This is a genomic window from Tardiphaga sp. vice304, from assembly GCF_007018905.1.
Taxonomy (GTDB): Bacteria; Pseudomonadota; Alphaproteobacteria; order Rhizobiales; family Xanthobacteraceae; genus Tardiphaga.
In genome coordinates, this window is the sequence record NZ_CP041402.1 from 3,430,109 (window position 1) to 3,447,161 (window position 17,053).

Genomic DNA, 17,053 nt, shown 5'->3' on the forward strand with positions numbered 1-17,053 from the left:
GCAAGCAAAGGGCCGCCGAAGCGGCCCCCGACTGATGTCATCGGATAAGGATGCGTTAATCAGCGACCGTCGGGGGCGCGGACACCGACCCAGCTATCGCGCACCTGGTGGTAATGCACGCTCGGGTCATAGACCGTGGTCGAGAGCTTCAGCACCGCTGGCGACAGTCGGCCGACCGCATTGAGCACGGCGTAGGATGCGACCACGCGATCATGCTGCGCGATCACCAGCGAGTTGCGCGCGTTCACCAGCGCCTGCTGCGCGTTCAACACGTCGAGCGTGGTACGCTGTCCGGCGCGGGCTTCCTCGCGCACGCCGTTCAGCGCGATCTCGGACGCCTGAACCTGCGCCTGCGCGGATGATACCTGCGCCTTGCCGGCCTGCAACTGGCCCCAGGCCTGCACCACGCTGGCGCGGGTCTGGTCACGGGTCTGTTCGAGCACCAGACGCTGTTGCGCCAGGGTTTCCTTGGATTGCCGGATCAGCGAATATTCCGCGCCGCCCTGGTAGATCGGCACCGAAATCTGCGCCACGCCGGACGCGCTGAACTGTCGCGAGATCGCGAAGGTCTGTTCGTAAGCCTGTTGCACGTTGGCCTGCAGCGTCACGGTCGGAAACAGCGCGCCCTCGTTGACCTTCACGTTGAGGTAGCTGACGTCGATGCCGAACATCGCCGCGGTGACGTTGGGATTTTCCGTGAGACCGAGATCGATCGCGCCGGGCAGATTGGCCGGCAGGAAACGATCGACCGGCGACCCCGCCTGCAGCGCGTTCGGCTCGATGCCGATGATGCGGCGGAAGTTCGAGCGCGTCGTGGTGAGGTTGGATTCGGCGGTGAGCTGCTGGGTGCGGCCGGCGGCGAGCTGGGCTTCGGACTGCGCCACGTCGGTGCGGGTGACTTCGCCGACATTGAAGCGGTCGCGCGTCTGCTTCAGCGTCTGCTCGAGCACGCGGGTATTGCTGCGCTGCACTTCGACGATCGCGGCGTCGCGCAGATAGTCCATGTAGATCGTGGCGGCGGACAGCAGCACCGACTGCTCGAGCACGCGCAGGCCCTCGCGGGCCGACGACACCTGGCCTTCGGCCGCCCGGGTACGATTCGCGGTCTGCTGACCGTTGAACACGGTCTGGCTGATGGTCGCGCCAACGGCGCGCGGGATCTGCGTGCCGTGGACATTCACACCGCCCGAGATCGCATCGGCATACTGATAGCCGCCGCTGGCCGTGACCGAGACGCGCGGACGGTAGCCCGACAGCGCCTGCGGCACGTTTTCGTCGGTGACGCGCACCGAGGCGCGCTGGGCGTTGAGCTGCGGATTGTTCTGATAGGCGCGCACCAGCGACACCTCGATGGTCTCCGCGAGCACCGGCGACGTGCCAACAAATCCCAGCAAAAGCGCCGCCGCAGCGGCTCCGGTGAGAATTTTTACGCCAGCCATCCCAGGTAATCCGTTCATTCCGTTCACCGATCCAAATCGCGCACTGCGGCGGCCAGACCGGCTTCCCGTCTGTGAGTCTCCACTCACCTTATGCCGCCGACCTGCCGGACGGAACCTCCCGCGGCGTTATCCCGGTGGAAACTTGCCCGCTGGGACTTCCCGGCCACACTTGAATTGGGCGCAGGCGATCTTACCGCGGAACGGGCCCGGCCAGCTCAGAATACGAATGCCGGCAGCCGTTCCAGCCCCGGCAACACCGGCACGGCGGCGTCGAACAGCGCCCTTGTGCCGTAATCATCCTGGCTGTGGGTCACCATCATCGCCCGCTGCGGCTGGGTCATGGCGAACACGCCGACCAGCCGGCCGCCTGGCGCGAGCTGCTGGTACAAGGTGCTGGGGATGATTTCGGTCGCGCCGACCAGCACGATGAGGTCATAGGGCCCGTTGGCGGCGAAGCCCTCGGCCGCCGGCGCTGCCTTGAACACGACATTGCCCAGGTCGAGATCGGCCAGGCAACGCGTGGCCTTGCCGATCAGCGACGGGTCTTCCTCGGTGGCGGTGACCCGGCCGGCGATCTTCGCGACGACGGCGGCGGAATAGCCGGTGGCACAGCCGACCACCAGCACATTGTCGGTCGCGGTGACCTCGGCGGCCTGCAGCATTCGGGCCAGCACCACCGGCTTGATCAGGAAGCGCTTCGCGCCGCCCGGCGCGCTGATGTCGAGGTCGATGTCGAGATAGGCCATCGCACGCTGGCTGGCGGGGACGAAGTCCTCGCGCGGCACAGCCAAAAGGGCTTCGAGGATGCGCAGATTGGTGACGTCGCTGGGACGCACCTGACCATCAACCATCTTCTGGCGCGCGGTTGAATATTCGGACATGGGCGATCCCTTGGCATGCGGCTGGAGTTGCTCGATGGAATTACGGCAGGGGCAAGCCGGTGGCAAGAAGTCTGATGGCGGACGGGCACGGAAGCGACACGGGAACGATCGCCTGCCCGGCCGGTTGGGTCGGCAACATGCACTGCAATCGTGCGGCGGACGGCTCGTTTTTCCGGGCGTCCCCTTTCATGCCAGGGAGCAAACACCATGTCGAAAGATGCCAACGGCACAGAGGTAAAATCGGCCATCAAGGCGCGCGGCGCCGAACGCGGCCCGACGACGCGCAACGTGCTGGTCTGGAGCCTCGGTCTCGTGGTGGTGGCGTTCGCGGTGATCTATATTTTCTTCTTCAACAGCTGACGCACCCGCGGTTTCCGAAGGCTTAACCAATATCGTGATCGTCTGGGGAATGAGGACTTCTGAAGTCCTTGAAAAAATTTGGCTCCCCGGGCCGGATTCGAACCAGCGACCATTCGATTAACAGTCGAATGCTCTACCACTGAGCTACCAGGGAACAGCGAAGCAAGCCTCGCTCGTCGCAGCGTATAACAAAGCGATCCGGGCTTGCAAAGCGGGAAATGCAAAGTGCCGCCTGCCACGCGGTATAAAACGAAAAGGATCGCATTACCGTGATTTACCGGGGGTTTTTCGTGATTCTGAAATCATGAACGACCACAAAATCGGGAACTTGAGGCACAGCACGACACAACGTCATCGCCAAAACGTCGCAATCCGATCTAAAATTGAGCGGCGCGAGACGACAACCGGCCCCCAACTCCGAATCGCACAAGGTGACCACATGTCTGCCCTTCACAGCGCCCCTACCGCCGATCATTACGCCCTGCCCTTCATTAGCGACGATGAATGCCTGCTGCGGCTCGCTGCCGTGGTCGATCATCACCAGACCGACGCCACACCCGACGACGAGCATCTCGATGAGCTGGCCGGCCTGATCGGCCGTCTGGCGGTGCCAATCGAGCTGTAACGGTCCTGATCGATCGAATTTATAGGGACGCGTGCACGGCGAGGTAACCATCCTTCGCAGTGCAGGTGGATTGGTAAAATTTGAACGATCCGCACAACGCGCCAGCAGAGTTCTTTCGCCAGATTGCATCCAACAAGGAGCAATCAAATGAGCGAAGCCGAACTCGACCTCTTGCTGGACGCGGTCCGCACCGAAATCGAAGCCGAGGCGTTGGACGATCTGCGCAGCCAGGCGATGTTCCTGGCGCCGGTGCCGACCGCCGCCAATGACAATGGCCTCGAATGGCCGCTGGTCCCCTTCCCCGATGGCTGGGGCGCGTCCTGCTGAACGACGACGCTCTCGGCGCCGAAACGGCGCCGGGAAAAATACAGTCGGGCATTGCCTAAACGGCCATCCGACTGTAACAAAGCCGCCGATGGGGCCATGTGGCGGAGTGGTTACGCGCCGGTCTGCAAAACCGTTTATTCGGGTTCGATTCCCGACGTGGCCTCCATCTAGTCATCCAAGCTATTGATATTGTTGATACTTTTTGGTCGGCGTCAGCTCTGCGCACATTTCAACGTACAATGAAAAACCCGCCGAGCTGGGGGGGCTCCGGCGGGTTCAGTCTATAGTCGCGGTGTGAGTTAGGAAGCCCGCTTGTAAGCTTATTGGCAGCCAGTCCTTAATAAAGGACCAGACGGCTCAGCAACGGCAGCCGCATACTAGCCTGCAGCGCCCATCGGGCCAGTTTTAAACGCATGCAGGAGTCGGATCAGACGCACACCGTCCTCCATGCGATTGAGCGCCGAAGCGCTGCCAACGTCGACTCTCTAAAGTCCTGATATGGGATCGGCATCCCCAAAGAACGCCACGCGCCGTCAGGCAGATTCGCCAAATAGTCGAGTAAGGCCCGGCTATCATCGACGGTCGGAGTGCAGGCCAGAATGACCGCTCGCAGCGTGAACGGCGTGGCCAATTGCCGGTGTGCAGCGATTGCAACATCGGGCAGGACATTGACCGGGATGAAGCCGTTTACGCATCGCTCGATGACTGCAGCGGCGTCCAGTTCGCGGGGATCTGCCATCACAGCACCTCGCCAGATCGGCCATAGTGGCCGCCAACCTGCTCGGCTAGTCCGTCCATATCGGCAATGCCGCTAGCCTCGTCCCCACTCGGGTCCGCTTCCTCGTCATCCTCGCCTTCACCGTGAAGGTGGGCGTTGACGCCATCGAGTTCGTCTTCATCGCAGGCGCCATCGTCTACCGCGTCCTCCAGCTCAAAGAACATGTAGGGGTCGGTTTGATCGAGAAAGGCCAGTAGCCGATCGATCTCGTCTCTGGCGGCCCTGCGGAGTCGTCCAATGGCCTTGAAGGCATCCTCGGGGGTAACGGGCGTCGGATAATAAAGCCCCTGTACGGGGCTCGCAGGGCTGTTGCTGGCGGGCGGAAGTACAGACGTGTTTGTGGGAAGCGTGCTATGCACGCTGTCAGCCTGGGTCATTGGATTCCGCGTCCTTTGTGGCTTGGGTTAGAGCCGGGGCGGAAGTTGCAACCTTCCCCTCGGCTTGTTTTTGTGTTATCACAGCCACATGATCAAATCAAGTAGTGATAACACAACCCCCCGCTGGAAGCGCTCTGCCGTAAAAGGGGCGCTGGTCGGCGTTCGATTGCAGCCGGAACAGCTTGCAGCGCTTGATCAGTGGATCGACAAGCAACCAGCATCTTTCACTCGACCGGAAGCGATGCGCGCGCTGATGGAGATCGGCCTCAGAACAAAAGCGTAATTCCCTTTCGGGCGCTGTCGCACTTCTCCGGTGCCTTGCGCTGGCTTGCCGGTTGAGATTAGATCACTTTGGGCATGGGGATTTGAATGCGCACTCTTTGGGTTGCCGGGCTTGCCATTTTACTCTCTGGTTGCGCTGGCGGTGTCTCTCGGCAAGAGGTAGCTCAGCGACTAGGCGACCAATACAACGGCAAGCCCGTAGACAACTTGGTCGTCGAATTTGGTCCTCCTTCATCCCTATTCAAAATGAATAGCGGCGAAACTTCGTATGTCTGGCAGCTTGACTCGAGCACGAATGCGTACGTGACCGTGAACGGAGCTAATGCCTCAGGTAGCTCATCGACCACGTTCTGCAAAGTGAGTGTCATCGCGTCGCCATCTGGCATCGTTACCAGGCTCACGACGGAAGATCAGGTCGGCTCTAACGGGTTGATAAGCCGAGCAACTGGCACCGACATGGTAGGAAGTATGTGCGCTCGCAGATTAGGCATGAAGCGCAGTAGCTAAAAATGACGAATAAGCCTAATTCAATTTCTGTACGCACCTTCGGCATACTCGCCTTCAAAGGCTAACCGGCTTTTGCCCGTCGCTGCCTCTAGGGCACCTTCGGCCTTCCCCAGCAACAGCAAGGCGATCTGCTGATATTGTGAGTTCTCGGCATCGGTAACGACGCTCGCCAGAATGCGCCGCGCAAATGTCGCCAGTGCCAGTGCGTCTGCCGGACTGTGAGCGTCACTTTCCAGAATACGCAAAACCGCGTCGAGGACATTATCGTTCTGCACCTCCCGCCCTTGCGAGCTGGCACGGATCATGGCGCTGATTTCGAGCGCGATCGATTGAGTGGTGTCCATTGTATTCCTTGCTACTGCTGATTCGAGAACGCGCCGATGCCCGCAGCTGTCCCCCGCGCCATGCTGCGGGCGATGTTCTGCATGTGCTCTGCTCTCGCCACGACATCCTCCACCATCCGGTTAAGTTCTGGGCGGGAGAATGTCTGGCCGTTCTGAGTAAGGATGTTGGCGACCTCCCGCCGCACAGATGGCGTGTTGCCGGTCATCACGTTACTGCCGGCCTGCAAGGCGTACCGGACGGCGCCGGTCATGTTGCCGGTGAGAACGTGCCCGATAAAAGCGGGATCAACCGCCATGCCGCCCTGATCCGCCAGATTGTCAGCGGTCCTAGATCCTCCAAGGGCATGGTTGCGCGTCTCGAACATCGTATTTTCGCGGGCAATGCGCTGATTCATCAGCGTTTGCGTTCGCATCGGTGCAATTGCCGCAACCTCATCGCGGAAAGCGTCGTTCATCAGCGGCCGGGCTTTGTTGACACCGTGCGCGGCGCCCTGTGCAGCTTCCACCAGCGGGTCAGCATAGCCAGCCCTGAAGCCCGCCTGGCCCTGCGGTGTCAGCGCACGGAACGCCGGCAGAATGTCCTCAGTGCGGCCACGCTGCGAAGCGGCGCGCCCCGTATCGACCGCCTCAATATTACGGCTGGCCTGGGCAAAGTTACGGTTGGCCTGCCGATATCCGGCAGACACCCCTTCCATCGCGGTATCAAGTTCGCGAACGGCGTTGCCGATCATTCGGGACCGATTGCCGTAACCGCTCTGTGCCGCGTTCTGTGCCGCATCGGACATATCGAAGCGAATGCGTTGCACAGCCTCGAAGTCGTCGGGGTTTACCCGTGCTAGACGCTGGCGGAACGGGGTCAGAATGGCCTCAATACTGTCGTTGGCCGGCGTGATGACCTGCCCCGGCTGCGTTCCTGTAGCGCGACAATCAGGATGAGAATCCCGCGACAATCAGGATGAGAATGCGCCGCTGCTGGGTTGACGAAGGGAGGGCGTAGCCCGACCGGAGGCAGCCCAGCAGCGGCGTGTCGCCCGAACGGGCCTCATTTGGCGGTAACGGCGGCTGGTCAAAGATCGGGTTTCTCCTTTGAGAGGACCAATTCTTTGGCCGGCCGGCATGTCACCGATCAACAAATGAGGCTTTTCATGAGCTTGCGTCGCAACCATTCGCCAGCCGTCGCCGCTGCAAAGGCTGGTTTCAGCACCTCCGCCGCCTACCGGTTCGAAAAGGATCCCCGACTTCCCACCCAGAAGAAGTCGCCCCGCGAACGCCGCCGCGCTGATCCATTTGCCGATCTTTGGGAGAACGACATCCTCCCGATGCTGAACGCCGCCCCAGGCTTACGGCCGATCGCCGTGTTCGAGGAACTATGCCGCCGACATCCGGAGCTGGGTTCTGGAACGCGGCGGACGCTCGAGCGGCGCATTCGGGCATGGCGGGCGGTGAACGGGCCGGATCGGGAGGTGATCTTCCGTCAGGAACATCCGCCGGGTCGCATGGGGTTGTCGGACTTCACCGAGGTCGCCGATCTCGGCGTCACCATTGCGGGCCAGTTGCTGGACTGCCGGCTCTATCACTTCCGGCTGCCTTTCTCCGGCTTCGAACACGCCCATGTCGTACTCGGTGGCGAAAGTTTTGTCGCGCTGGCGGAAGGCTTGCAGAACGCGCTGTGGTCGCTGGGCGGGGTGCCGGAGCAGCACCGCAGCGACAGCCTGTCAGCCGCGTTCCGCAATCTCGGCGCTGAAGCCAAGGAGGATTTGACGACGCGCTACGAGGCGTTCTGCAGTCATTACGGCATGACGCCGACCCGCAACAATCCCGGCGTGTCGCATGAGAACGGCTCGATCGAAAGTGCGCATGGCCATCTCAAGAGAGCGCTGGCCGATGCCCTGCTGCTGCGTGCCTCTCGCGACTTCGACGATCTTGCGGCATGGCGTGGTTTTGTCGACGAGATCGTTGGCCGCGGCAACGCGCGCAATGCCAAGCGCATCGATCAGGAGCGGACGGCGCTACAGAAACTGCCGGTCCGCAAGACCGCCGATTATGAGGAGGTCAACGTCGATGTAACGACATCAAGCGCCTTCACGTTGCGCAAGGTGTTTTACTCGGTCCCCTCCCGCTTGATCGGTCACCGGCTGCGGGTGCGTCTCTATGACGACCGGCTCGAATGCTTCCAGGGCGCCACCCACATCGTCACCCTGCGGCGCGGGCGAAGCCAGCCCAACGGCAAACACGGCCATGTCATCGACTATCGTCACGTCATCCATTCGCTGCGCCGCAAACCGATGGCGCTGCTCAATCTGGTCTATCGAGACCAGTTGTTCCCCCGCCGCGTTTACGCTCGTGCGTTCGACGCCTTGCTCGCCGGCATTGGCGAAAGACCAGCCTGCCGTGCGATGGTCGGGCTTCTGGCGCTCGCACATGAACGGGCCTGCGAAGCGGAACTCGGTGCCGTGCTGCAAGCCACGCTCGACGACGGCATCCTGCCGGATCTCAAGGCGCTGATCGAACGCTTCCGACCGAAGGGCATGGCACTACCGGTCGTCGTCGTCACGCTGCCCTCGCTCGCTATCTACGACCAGATTGCCGCGGCTGTGGGAGAAGCCGCATGAACGCGACCGTCAAGATCGACGCCGCCCGTGTCGAATTGCTGCTCAGCGAACTGCGTCTGCCCGGCATCAAGCTGATCTGGGCCGCCCTGGCGGAAACCGCCGATAAGGAAGGCTGGCCCGCCGCCCGCTTCCTGGCGGCCCTGGCTGAACAGGAGATGGTGGAGCGAAACCGTCGTCGCTTCGAACGTCATCTGGATGAAGCCCGCCTGCCGCCGGGCAAGACCCTCGCTGCATTCGACTTCGATGCAGTGCCGATGATCTCAAAGGCGCAGGTGCAGGCTCTCGCCGCCGGTGACGCGTGGCTCGACAGGGGCGCCAATCTGTTGTGTTTTGGCCCGCCTGGCGGCGGCAAATCGCATCTGGCAGCGGCGCTCGGCATGTCCCTGATCGAAAAGGGTTGGCGCGTGTTGTTCACCAGAACCACCGATCTCGTGCAAAAGCTCCAGATCGCGCGCCGCGACCTCACGCTCGAAGCCGCGATAGCCAAGCTCGACAAATATCATCTGCTGATCCTCGACGATCTCGCCTATGTGACCAAAGATCAAGCCGAGACCAGCGTTCTGTTCGAACTGATCAGCGCCCGCTACGAACGCCGCTCAATGCTCATCACCGCCAATCAGCCATTCGGTGAATGGGGAAAAATCTTCCCGGACCAAGCCATGACGCTGGCGGCGATCGACCGCCTCGTCCACCACGCCACGATCCTCGAAATGAATGTCGACAGCTATCGCCGAAAAGAGGCTGTCGACAAAGCCCGCGGAGCCGGAAGGCCGCCAACGCGCGCGACAATCAAAGCGTCATCCTGATTGTCGCTCCACGACAATCAACTCCACGACACGCAATTATCACTTGCGTTATCGTCAGGCCGCGACAATCATCCCCACGCCGCGACCGCTAAATTGCCATCCTGATTGTCGCGCTTCCCATCCAGATTGACGCGCTACACGTTCCGATGGTGCGGTCGAGATGATTGATCGGGCCGACTAGATCGACAGGCTCCGAAGCGTTGCGCACCGCCCCATATTCAGCATCGGCACGAGTGGTACGCGCTGCCGTCATTCGGGCTTCCGTCTGAATAGCCGTTTGCGGGCTGTCAAAGCCCTCCATGATGGCATTGGAGATGCGTCGGCCCTGCCCCGCCTGCCGGTTCTCTAAAGCGTTCACGACCGCTGTACGGCCTTCCCCGGGCGCTCTGGCTACGGTCGAGAGCATACGCTGACCGGGATTGCCGAGAGCGTCGGCCAGCATGAACTGGCCCTGCCCCGCTGCGCTCGCATCACCGATTTCCCGCGCGATATCGTCAACGCTGCGACCGCTTTCCGAGATAGCCCGCCCTACCTGCCGTTCCGCGTAGCCGGCTGGATTCCGCCACGCCATCAAGTTCGCCATGATCGGGGACAGAGCGCGTCCGGTAACGCTCAGCACTGCCGGTGCCGCACCTCCAACCACTCCGCCAAGTACGCTGCCGCCAATTGCGCCGCCAACCCTCGAGCCGGGATCGGCACTCAGCGCACCTTGTGCGGCACCCAGCGCCGTTCCATCGATCACCGATCCGAGAATTGTCCGGCCAAGGCCAGTGCCGGCGCCTGCCGCTCTTGCGCCAAGAGAGACGGCGCCAAGCGGCAACACGCCTGCAACGGCGCCGCCGAGATTGCCGGCCATAGTCGAGCCGGGATATTGCTGCTCAGCCGTTTTATATTCGGCTGCCGCGCGACCTCTGCCTGCCTCGTAACCCTCAGTCCCCGTTCCGGTCATGTAGCGATAGCCGCCGCGAAGCAAGCTGCCGAGCGACATTGGCTCGTCCGGCTTGATGCCGCCCGCCTCTGCAAGCCCTCGCATTTCATCGTAACCGCCAAGCGTAAGACCTTGCGCCACGCCGCGCCCGATCGCCGTGCCCCTGCCCACGTCAGGCTCCGCAGGCTTGATACCTACCTTGGCTTCAAAATCCGACTTAGGAATATCGGAATAGAACTTCTTGTGCAGAGCGTCGGCCAACGCGCTGTCACTCATATCGGCATAGTCGGGGAACTGCTGACGGATCTCTGCAATGGTCGGCATTAGCGGATTCCCAGCGGATCAGGCGTTGCGGCCGTTGCCGGCGACTGAACACCGGCCGATGCCCTTGCTTTGCCGTGCGCTCGCAGCATTCCGGTATTGATGACCTCCTTAAGATCCTTCAATGCTGAGTTGAAAGCGTCCGGCGTCTGCGCATCGTTCAGCCGCGCAATCGAGGCGGTGCCCTTGGCGCCTTCAATATCAGTGATCGCGCCGCCACCCCTCAAAGTCTGGTAGGCCTGCATGAAGGTCTGACCCTGCAACTGGCCTAGCTGAGTTCTAAAATTAGCCTGTTCGGTGCCGGGGATGGTCGGCAACATGGCATACTTGCCGAGTGACCAGCCTTTGCCGGGATGGTTGTCAATCTGGTCGATCGTCTTCATCATGAGGTTTGAGGCGTCCACAATCTGCGGCAGCGCCGACTTTCCATCAACTCGGTTCTTGGCGTCCGCTTCCTGTTCGACAACACCGCCGACATCCTTCGGAACGTTTCTGATTTCCTGCCGTGTGATCGGATCTACCAGCGATGTGCCGGTGCCGGTGTTGATCTGAAGCGGACTCTTTGAGATCGCAAAGCCCTTCGGCAACGGCACAGGCTGCGAGCCGCCATGATTGCTAAGCTGGACCATGGCCGGGTTGCCAGCCTCGTCAGTGCCGAATACCGGGTTCATCGAATATTTGGGCGCGTCTTCCTTCTTCAGACTTTCCGCGAAAGCTGGGTTCTGCTGACCGAAATTAAAGTTCTTGATCTTGTCCGTGATGCCGCCATTGGCAAGATCGTACAGCTTCTTTGCCGAGTCGATATCGCCGGATGCAATGAAAGCATTAGTAAGCTGAGCAATCTTTGTCTGCTGATCGCCGGGGGCGCTCATGATCTGCGAGAATGCAGCCTGAGTGCGTCCACCCGGATCGGCGCGCTGTCCGGTAGCGAGACCGATACCGCCATTGATGATTGCAGAACCTAGCCCGCCGCTATTGGCAAAGCTCTGCAAGCCGGAAATGAGATGATCGCCAAAGCCGGGGCCACTAGCCTGCGATGGCTGCGCCGCCGGCCCGATCGGAGAATTGCCGCCGAATAGAGCGTCGAGAATGCCCATATGCTGACCTACTTCCCTTTCGGAAAAAACGAATTGAAGACATCGCCCCAGCCCTGCATCGTTTCCATCAGGCTCGGCTGCTTAGTCGTCGTGCTGGTACCGGTTGCGTTGATTTTCGAAGTGCCATTTGCCGTTGCGGTCGAGTTCCCGTTCTGACTGGTAGATCCGGTAGCCGTCCCGCCAAGCCCTGCAATGGGAAGCCCGATCTGCGCAAGCAGGCTGAGCGCTTGAGCCGGAAGCTGCTGCTGAAGCGTGCCGGCACTAATCAGCGAATTGGCGCCGTAGTTGTTGGCGTCGTTTGCGGCACCGGCCGCCGAGATGCCGGCCTGCTGATTTGCCAGGCCCTGCTGCGCCAGACCCGACTGCATACCTGCCGTTGTGTTGCCGGCTCCGTAGAGAGTGCCCGCCGCGCTGATCTGGTTTGCAACGTCCTGGTTATACTGGTTTGCGATGATAGGCGCCTGTGCAGCAGTGACGCCGCGCGCCACAGCATTCTGATTATATCCGGAGAAGTCGCGACCGGCGGCGGCAAAGCTGCCGTTGATATTGTTTGCAGTGTCGCTTCCGGCCTGATCCAACTGCGCCTTGAGGCCTGGATTATTGCCGATTTGAAGGCCGTTGGCATAGGAGCCAAGGCGCGCTTTTAGATCATCCAGGGTACCGGCGATGTTGCCGGCCTGCCCGGTTGCACCGCCGCCGCTCAAAAGATTGTTCGCGACACCGCCGATCTGGCTGGCAAACGGGTTGCCGTTGGAAGCGTTGGCTTTGAGCTGATCGATACCGGACTGTTGGGTGGAGTTGATGCCGCTATTAGAAATAAGCGGGTTAAGCTGCCCCAAGATGCCGTTGATCGTCGGCATCGCGTTTTCCCACGGGTTCTTCGTGGCTGACGTGCTACCGATCTGATTGTCAGACCGATTGGAAAGCATACTGGTCAAGCCGTTCTGGCTCGAACTGCTATCGGTAGTCTGTGAACTCTTGCCGCCCATAATTCCTCCTGGCATGATTAAACCGCCGCCGACAGCTCGACGCCATCAGCTTTCAGCCGGTCGATTACGGACTGGCGAACGTATTCAGATGAAGTGGTGAGTTTGCGCGTTGCCGCGATGCGGATTGCCGTCGATAACGATGCAGGCGTGCGAACCTGCAGCAAGTCTTCGTATTTTAGACGATCTGCTCTCATGGTGATCACCTCCTTGTAAACCTTATACTGTAGTTACATCTGGCTTACAGAGTTCGGTTAGTACGTCTTGCTAGTAATGATATTATTGTGCGTTCTGAGAGCAAACAGCGTACCTATTTAGGTACTTTGCGACTACCGAAGACGTGCGGTCTCCCTCGAAGTACGCAGCGAGCGCCGCGTGGTCTCCATCAAGGAACATCGCCAAGGCAGCGCGGCTGACATACCACCGGCCGGCGATCATTCGACCGATGGCGCGCGCTTCGCACCAGTTGCGGATCGTGTTGACGGTTCGACCGGCAATCTCGGCGGCCTGCTTGAGCGTCATTGCTTCCGAGCGCTCGAAAGGCACCAGGCAGTGATTTTCAATCATTGTACCACCTGCTTTTTAAGTTTTTCGTAAACCTTCATGAGATCGCGGGCGCCCGCCTGCCATGGATCACCCCGGCTTTTGGTCCAGTTGCGTATCAAGACGATCTCCGCATTTGACAGCCCCGGCGTCCCAAGGTGCGAAGTGCAAAATTGCAGCATCGCGGTCCACTTCTGTATTTCATGTTGCCATTCGGGGCCGCCGACAGGTTGCGGGCAGAATTGCGGGAAAACGGAAACATCAGCAGTGTCGTGTTGGCGCTGGAGCGCGCGCCGAGCTGCTTCCCGCTCTCCCGGGAAAGTGCTGCTCTCCAGCAGCGCGGAAATTTTGTCACGCCGCGACATCGTTCCACCGAAGCGGCACCTTGCCGTCAGGAAACATGTCGATAGCCTTGCCCGGCACGGCTTGGGGCATGTCGAGCAATTGGACATCATCTCGCAAGGCGGCTTTAGCGTAGACCAGCGCGCGCATGAACGCATTCCATACGGTCTTGAGCATATGGCGCGGCGGATGCTTCGCGAAGTCGTGAACCACGGTGATATACCGCTGCAAATAGCGCACTTCATGTTGCGGCATCCCGTCGCGATGAAGCTGCAGGAGGTACAAGACAATCTGTCCCTCGGAGGCCGGCAAGACTGGCAATCCGGCGGCCTCGCACCATGCCGCGTAAGCATCGAAGGGCTTCATATCGATGTTTTGCAGCTTGGCCTCTGCCGTAACCCGTTCGCGAAGCGCCGCGCGCCATTCCTTAGCCCGCTCGGCATCTTCGGGAACGGTTTCGATCCACTCGCCAAAGGCGATAAGCTTGTGCGCTCGGTCATAGTCCATCGTTTTGATGTTGCCGGTAGTAAGATGCAGCACTGTAACATCGTGGATATTGGTCATAAGGCTTCCTTTCTATGCGACCATACGTGGCTTGAACTTCCAAGCGCGTGCTGTGGCCGGGTTGGATGGGCTGCTAAGAGCCGCGAGCGTAACCGCGCCGGCAACGGCGTTCGCTACGTCATCGTGCATTCCTTTGGGATGGTCCACGATATCGCGGCCGGTACCGCGCCCGACGCGCCGCTCGAGGCTGGTCAACTGTCGGGTAAGGCGGTCATCGTCCAGCAAATCGACGCCGCGCGAATTAAGTAGCGGTAGCATGTCGAGATAGATCGCAGATTTAACCCGCTCGGAATGCTGGTAGTTGATACTCTGCTTTCGGAACGCCTCGGCCACCCATTCTGCGCCGTAGCGGTCGCCATAGACGGTACTGATCCGGTATCGCTTCATGACCTCGGCAAATTCGGCAACTGCAGCCTCTGGCGAAAAAGGTGGCTTAATCTCGCGTATCAAGTCGAGAATGGCCGTATCGCCTTCCTTATGGGCAATCGCCAGGGTCATGGAGTCGGCGCTTCCGCCGCTTGGATCTGTAAAGGCTACATAGCTGTGCAACCGTTCCGGCGGTCGCTCGAAAACGCCATCCACAACGCAAGCCTGCACAGCTTCAATGTTGATTAAGGATTCAAGGTCGGAACGGAACTCTGCCCCAAATTCGGCGCTGGCCGATTCTGGGTCGTCGGCGTATGCCTCGCTGACTAGATTGCCATCGCGCGTTATGGCGGGATTCATGATCCATGTTGGCGCTTGGACAACTAGAACCTTGCCTGGCTTTCCGTAGTATTTTTGATACCGCTTCCACAAAAGCCCACGGCGCGCATAGGGGCTGGAAATCGCAATAACCATAGCACCAGGCATGGTTGCCATTGCCGGCTTTACCGCGCGGTGCACGTCGATATCTGGAGAGGTACTGTTTTCCGATCGCCAGAAAGCGACTTCGTCGTAAACCGCAGCGACCACGGTGCGGCCTCGCACCCGGCGCTGGTCGGCGGTCGTCACTTCCACCGCAAAGCCGTTATTTAGCTCGATACTATCGGACGTAATGCGCGTAACCATCTTACGAAAGATTGGCTTCCGAAAGAAACCGCGAATGTAACCAAATGCAATCCCGGCCTGATCGCGGTCTACCGCGAGCAACTGGACAACGCCGGTTTCGCCTTCAACTAGCTTTTTCCGCCAACCGTATGCCTCCACGCCAATGGTTGAAAGATAGGTACACAACGCGGCGCTTTTCACATTTTTGCCGCCACGGCGCCCGATGACAAGCCACACTTCCTCCGCCTGCGCTTCCGGGGCCTCTGTGCGCCCCGTCAGGCCGTGGAACACCCGCAGTTCATTCTCATCCAGCGGCAACCCAAAGATTGCCTTGTCAATAACGCGCCAATTAGCCCACGTTGGGCCAGTGAACACGTCGCCAAACAAGTTGGGGTCTAGGCAGGCATCGGCGAATGAGATGGCGGTATCAGTCAAAGTCCACCGCCATGGCGTCAGCAAGCGTTCCGCTTCTGCTGAGACGATCTAGGTTGCTGGTGGTCCGTTTTGCTGGCCGGGGCTGCTGTCGTGGACGCGGGGCTGGACGATCCGTCTTTTCCAGTCCGATCGATGCAAGGTGTGCCAGCCGGAACAGACGATGGTCGACAACGTCGCGTAACTCGCTATCGCTGAAGTCGCAGGCATAGACTGCCTCTCGCACCCTTCCCAAGAACTTCTCGCGCTCGGCTTCGTCGACACACTCAGGGAAGGCTTTGAGCAGGGCTCTGCCTTCGCGTGCCATTCGGCCGGCATGGTGCTGGCTCGCCACTGTGGCGGTGCTCTGCCCTACCTGGCTGGCCATCTGCAGGATCTGCTGGACGATACCGTGCGTCTCGTCGTGAACGGCCTTAAGCCGGGTGTACGCAACCGGATCAGCCACGCTCAGCTCAGCGCTGGGCAGGCCGGGCAGCTTGGAATTGATGTAGCCAGCGAGCGCCAGAGCGCCTTGGACCACGTTCTGAGCGGCGTCGACCACCTTGCCATAGTCTTCGTAAAGGCCGGTGACTGCATCCTGCCGGGCAACGCCCTGGACATACCCGTTGACCAGATCAGCCATGGTGAGCGGCTGGCCGCCAACGGTGACGACGACAGGTTGTCCCCTTGACACCGTGACAGGGGCACCATCCTCGTCAAACTCGTCGACAGCCTGCTCCAGTGACAGGCCGCCGGCAGTAATCTCTCCGCTTTCCAACGTGCCGGGGTCATAAGTAGGCGCATGCTCGCTCTGCTCTGCCGGGACCAGATCGTGCGTCGTGTAGTCGTCCTCCATGGAGGATGCGGCCTGGTCGATTGTGAGAGTATCTGACATCAGGTGCCAACCTTTCGGTTCACGTAGTGGTCAATTGAGGGGGTGAGGTCGCGGGCAACCCGCTTGAGGCCTAACGTCTCCAGCAAGCGGCGCTCGGCATTGCCAAGCGTGGCAAACAGCGCCGGGTCGATCTGCTGGCCCATCAGCCAGCGCGCGGCCAGGTCTTCCGACATGGCGGCAGTGATGGCTACCTTGCGGATCAGTAGCTGCTCGCCAGTGCTGAGGTGGTCGGCGCCGCCGAGGTCGGAGGTGATGGCGTCGATGGTCCTGCTGACCAACTGAGCGGCGCGGGTTCGGCCGTCTAGATCATCGATGCACAGCAGCCGCACCTTGCCTTTACCGCCGTCAGGCTTGGCTTCTATCTCGGCGGCATCTGCCGGCATTCATCGCGCTCCGCATCAAATAGACTGCGGCCAGTATAGCGAAAAAGGAGCGTTATTCCAAGTTTGTTTGTGCGTAGAGATGTACGCAGTAAGACTGCATAAGACGATGCGATTGATTTTATTTGAGTTTATTTCGTCAATTGAGGACGGATGATCCGCCGCAAGCGATTAATGCGAGGTGGAACTGAATGCAGTCAAAGCCTCTCGCCAGAAAAA

The 17,053-nt window shown here is 60.3% G+C and carries 22 protein-coding genes and 2 tRNA genes; 7 read left to right on the plus strand and 17 right to left on the minus strand.

The genetic code is table 11. The annotated features are described in order from the left end of the window. Positions 1 to 59 precede the first annotated feature (59 nt). Together FNL56_RS16225 and FNL56_RS16230 are read right to left on the minus strand one after the other, a co-directional pair. Entirely contained in the window at positions 60 to 1,439 is a 1,380-nt protein-coding gene (locus FNL56_RS16225; RefSeq protein WP_143573981.1) for a TolC family outer membrane protein, read from the minus strand. A 215-nt stretch (positions 1,440 to 1,654) separates the two neighbouring features. After that, positions 1,655 to 2,320 carry a protein-L-isoaspartate O-methyltransferase family protein gene (locus FNL56_RS16230; protein WP_143573982.1) on the minus strand — a complete coding sequence of 222 codons (666 nt, stop codon included), beginning with the start codon at positions 2,318 to 2,320 and terminating at the stop codon, positions 1,655 to 1,657. Positions 2,321 to 2,527: 207 nt separating this feature from the next. Here FNL56_RS16230 and FNL56_RS27745 point away from each other — a divergent pair, with 207 nt between their 5' ends. Continuing rightward, positions 2,528 to 2,680 (plus strand): hypothetical protein, encoded by a 153-nt coding sequence (locus FNL56_RS27745; protein WP_168202950.1) that lies wholly within the window; start codon positions 2,528 to 2,530, stop codon positions 2,678 to 2,680. 79 nt (positions 2,681 to 2,759) lie between these two features. Here the strand turns inward: FNL56_RS27745 and FNL56_RS16235 are convergent. Further along, positions 2,760 to 2,834, minus strand: a tRNA-Asn gene (locus tag FNL56_RS16235). Positions 2,835 to 3,119: 285 nt separating this feature from the next. Between FNL56_RS16235 and FNL56_RS16240 the strand changes: the two genes are divergently transcribed. The 3 genes from FNL56_RS16240 to FNL56_RS16250 all read left to right on the plus strand — a co-directional run bounded on the left by FNL56_RS16240 (position 3,120) and on the right by FNL56_RS16250 (position 3,798). Continuing rightward, positions 3,120 to 3,305, plus strand: a complete 186-nt coding sequence (locus FNL56_RS16240; RefSeq protein WP_143573983.1) for a hypothetical protein — start codon at positions 3,120 to 3,122, stop codon at positions 3,303 to 3,305. 147 nt (positions 3,306 to 3,452) lie between these two features. Next, positions 3,453 to 3,632: a hypothetical protein gene (locus FNL56_RS16245; protein ID WP_143573984.1), complete on the plus strand. Its 180-nt coding sequence runs from the start codon at positions 3,453 to 3,455 to the stop codon at positions 3,630 to 3,632. A gap of 92 nt (positions 3,633 to 3,724) precedes the next feature. Further along, positions 3,725 to 3,798, plus strand: a tRNA-Cys gene (locus FNL56_RS16250). A gap of 261 nt (positions 3,799 to 4,059) precedes the next feature. Here FNL56_RS16250 and FNL56_RS16255 read toward each other — a convergent pair. Together FNL56_RS16255 and FNL56_RS16260 are read right to left on the minus strand one after the other, a co-directional pair. After that, on the minus strand, positions 4,060 to 4,371 hold the full coding sequence (locus FNL56_RS16255) for a hypothetical protein (RefSeq protein WP_143582141.1): 312 nt from the start codon (positions 4,369 to 4,371) through the stop codon (positions 4,060 to 4,062). After that, positions 4,371 to 4,787, minus strand: a complete 417-nt coding sequence (locus FNL56_RS16260) for a hypothetical protein (RefSeq protein WP_143582142.1) — start codon at positions 4,785 to 4,787, stop codon at positions 4,371 to 4,373. Before FNL56_RS16260 ends, FNL56_RS16255 begins: the two co-directional genes overlap by 1 nt. An 88-nt stretch (positions 4,788 to 4,875) precedes the next feature. Here FNL56_RS16260 and FNL56_RS16265 point away from each other — a divergent pair, with 88 nt between their 5' ends. After that, positions 4,876 to 5,070 carry a hypothetical protein gene (locus FNL56_RS16265; protein WP_143582143.1) on the plus strand — a complete coding sequence of 65 codons (195 nt, stop codon included), beginning with the start codon at positions 4,876 to 4,878 and terminating at the stop codon, positions 5,068 to 5,070. Positions 5,071 to 5,596: 526 nt separating this feature from the next. Here the strand turns inward: FNL56_RS16265 and FNL56_RS16275 are convergent. After that, complete coding sequence (locus FNL56_RS16275; protein ID WP_143582145.1) at positions 5,597 to 5,920, minus strand: hypothetical protein; 324 nt, start codon at positions 5,918 to 5,920, stop codon at positions 5,597 to 5,599. Positions 5,921 to 5,931: 11 nt separating this feature from the next. After that, positions 5,932 to 6,870: a hypothetical protein gene (locus tag FNL56_RS16280; protein WP_143582146.1), complete on the minus strand. Its 939-nt coding sequence runs from the start codon at positions 6,868 to 6,870 to the stop codon at positions 5,932 to 5,934. Between the two features lie 153 nt (positions 6,871 to 7,023). On the opposite strand from FNL56_RS16280, the gene istA reads away from it, so the two are divergent. Together istA and istB are read left to right on the plus strand one after the other, a co-directional pair. Next, complete coding sequence (istA, locus tag FNL56_RS16285; protein WP_143582147.1) at positions 7,024 to 8,532, plus strand: IS21 family transposase; 1,509 nt, start codon at positions 7,024 to 7,026, stop codon at positions 8,530 to 8,532. Continuing rightward, positions 8,529 to 9,338 (plus strand): IS21-like element helper ATPase IstB, encoded by an 810-nt coding sequence (gene istB / locus FNL56_RS16290; protein ID WP_143581712.1) that lies wholly within the window; start codon positions 8,529 to 8,531, stop codon positions 9,336 to 9,338. Before istA ends, istB begins: the two co-directional genes overlap by 4 nt. Positions 9,339 to 9,426: 88 nt before the next feature. Here the strand turns inward: istB and FNL56_RS16295 are convergent, their stop codons facing one another. The 10 genes from FNL56_RS16295 to FNL56_RS16335 form a co-directional block, all read right to left on the minus strand. Next, a complete protein-coding gene (locus FNL56_RS16295) occupies positions 9,427 to 10,590 on the minus strand; it encodes a hypothetical protein (RefSeq protein WP_143582148.1) in 1,164 nt (387 codons plus the stop codon). Continuing rightward, positions 10,590 to 11,684, minus strand: a complete 1,095-nt coding sequence (locus FNL56_RS16300; protein ID WP_143582149.1) for a hypothetical protein — start codon at positions 11,682 to 11,684, stop codon at positions 10,590 to 10,592. Before FNL56_RS16300 ends, FNL56_RS16295 begins: the two co-directional genes overlap by 1 nt. 8 nt (positions 11,685 to 11,692) lie before the next feature. Further along, a complete protein-coding gene (locus tag FNL56_RS16305) occupies positions 11,693 to 12,544 on the minus strand; it encodes a tail fiber domain-containing protein (RefSeq protein WP_143582150.1) in 852 nt (283 codons plus the stop codon). Between the two features lie 146 nt (positions 12,545 to 12,690). Then, complete coding sequence (locus FNL56_RS27750; RefSeq protein ID WP_168204670.1) at positions 12,691 to 12,867, minus strand: hypothetical protein; 177 nt, start codon at positions 12,865 to 12,867, stop codon at positions 12,691 to 12,693. Positions 12,868 to 12,949: 82 nt separating this feature from the next. Then, positions 12,950 to 13,237 (minus strand): helix-turn-helix domain-containing protein, encoded by a 288-nt coding sequence (locus FNL56_RS16310; protein ID WP_143582151.1) that lies wholly within the window; start codon positions 13,235 to 13,237, stop codon positions 12,950 to 12,952. Then, the gene (locus FNL56_RS16315; RefSeq protein WP_143582152.1) at positions 13,234 to 13,578 is read right to left on the minus strand and encodes a hypothetical protein; all 345 of its coding nucleotides are present in this window, start codon (positions 13,576 to 13,578) and stop codon (positions 13,234 to 13,236) included. The genes FNL56_RS16310 and FNL56_RS16315 overlap by 4 nt, the downstream gene beginning before the upstream one ends. Then, positions 13,565 to 14,119, minus strand: coding sequence for a hypothetical protein (locus tag FNL56_RS16320; RefSeq protein ID WP_143582153.1), 555 nt, complete (start codon positions 14,117 to 14,119; stop codon positions 13,565 to 13,567). Before FNL56_RS16320 ends, FNL56_RS16315 begins: the two co-directional genes overlap by 14 nt. 12 nt (positions 14,120 to 14,131) lie before the next feature. Beyond that, entirely contained in the window at positions 14,132 to 15,583 is a 1,452-nt protein-coding gene (locus FNL56_RS16325) for a hypothetical protein (RefSeq protein ID WP_143582154.1), read from the minus strand. Next, complete coding sequence (locus tag FNL56_RS16330) at positions 15,576 to 16,454, minus strand: hypothetical protein (RefSeq protein WP_143582155.1); 879 nt, start codon at positions 16,452 to 16,454, stop codon at positions 15,576 to 15,578. Before FNL56_RS16330 ends, FNL56_RS16325 begins: the two co-directional genes overlap by 8 nt. Beyond that, entirely contained in the window at positions 16,454 to 16,837 is a 384-nt protein-coding gene (locus FNL56_RS16335; RefSeq protein ID WP_143582156.1) for a hypothetical protein, read from the minus strand. Before FNL56_RS16335 ends, FNL56_RS16330 begins: the two co-directional genes overlap by 1 nt. Positions 16,838 to 17,053: the final 216 nt, after the last annotated feature.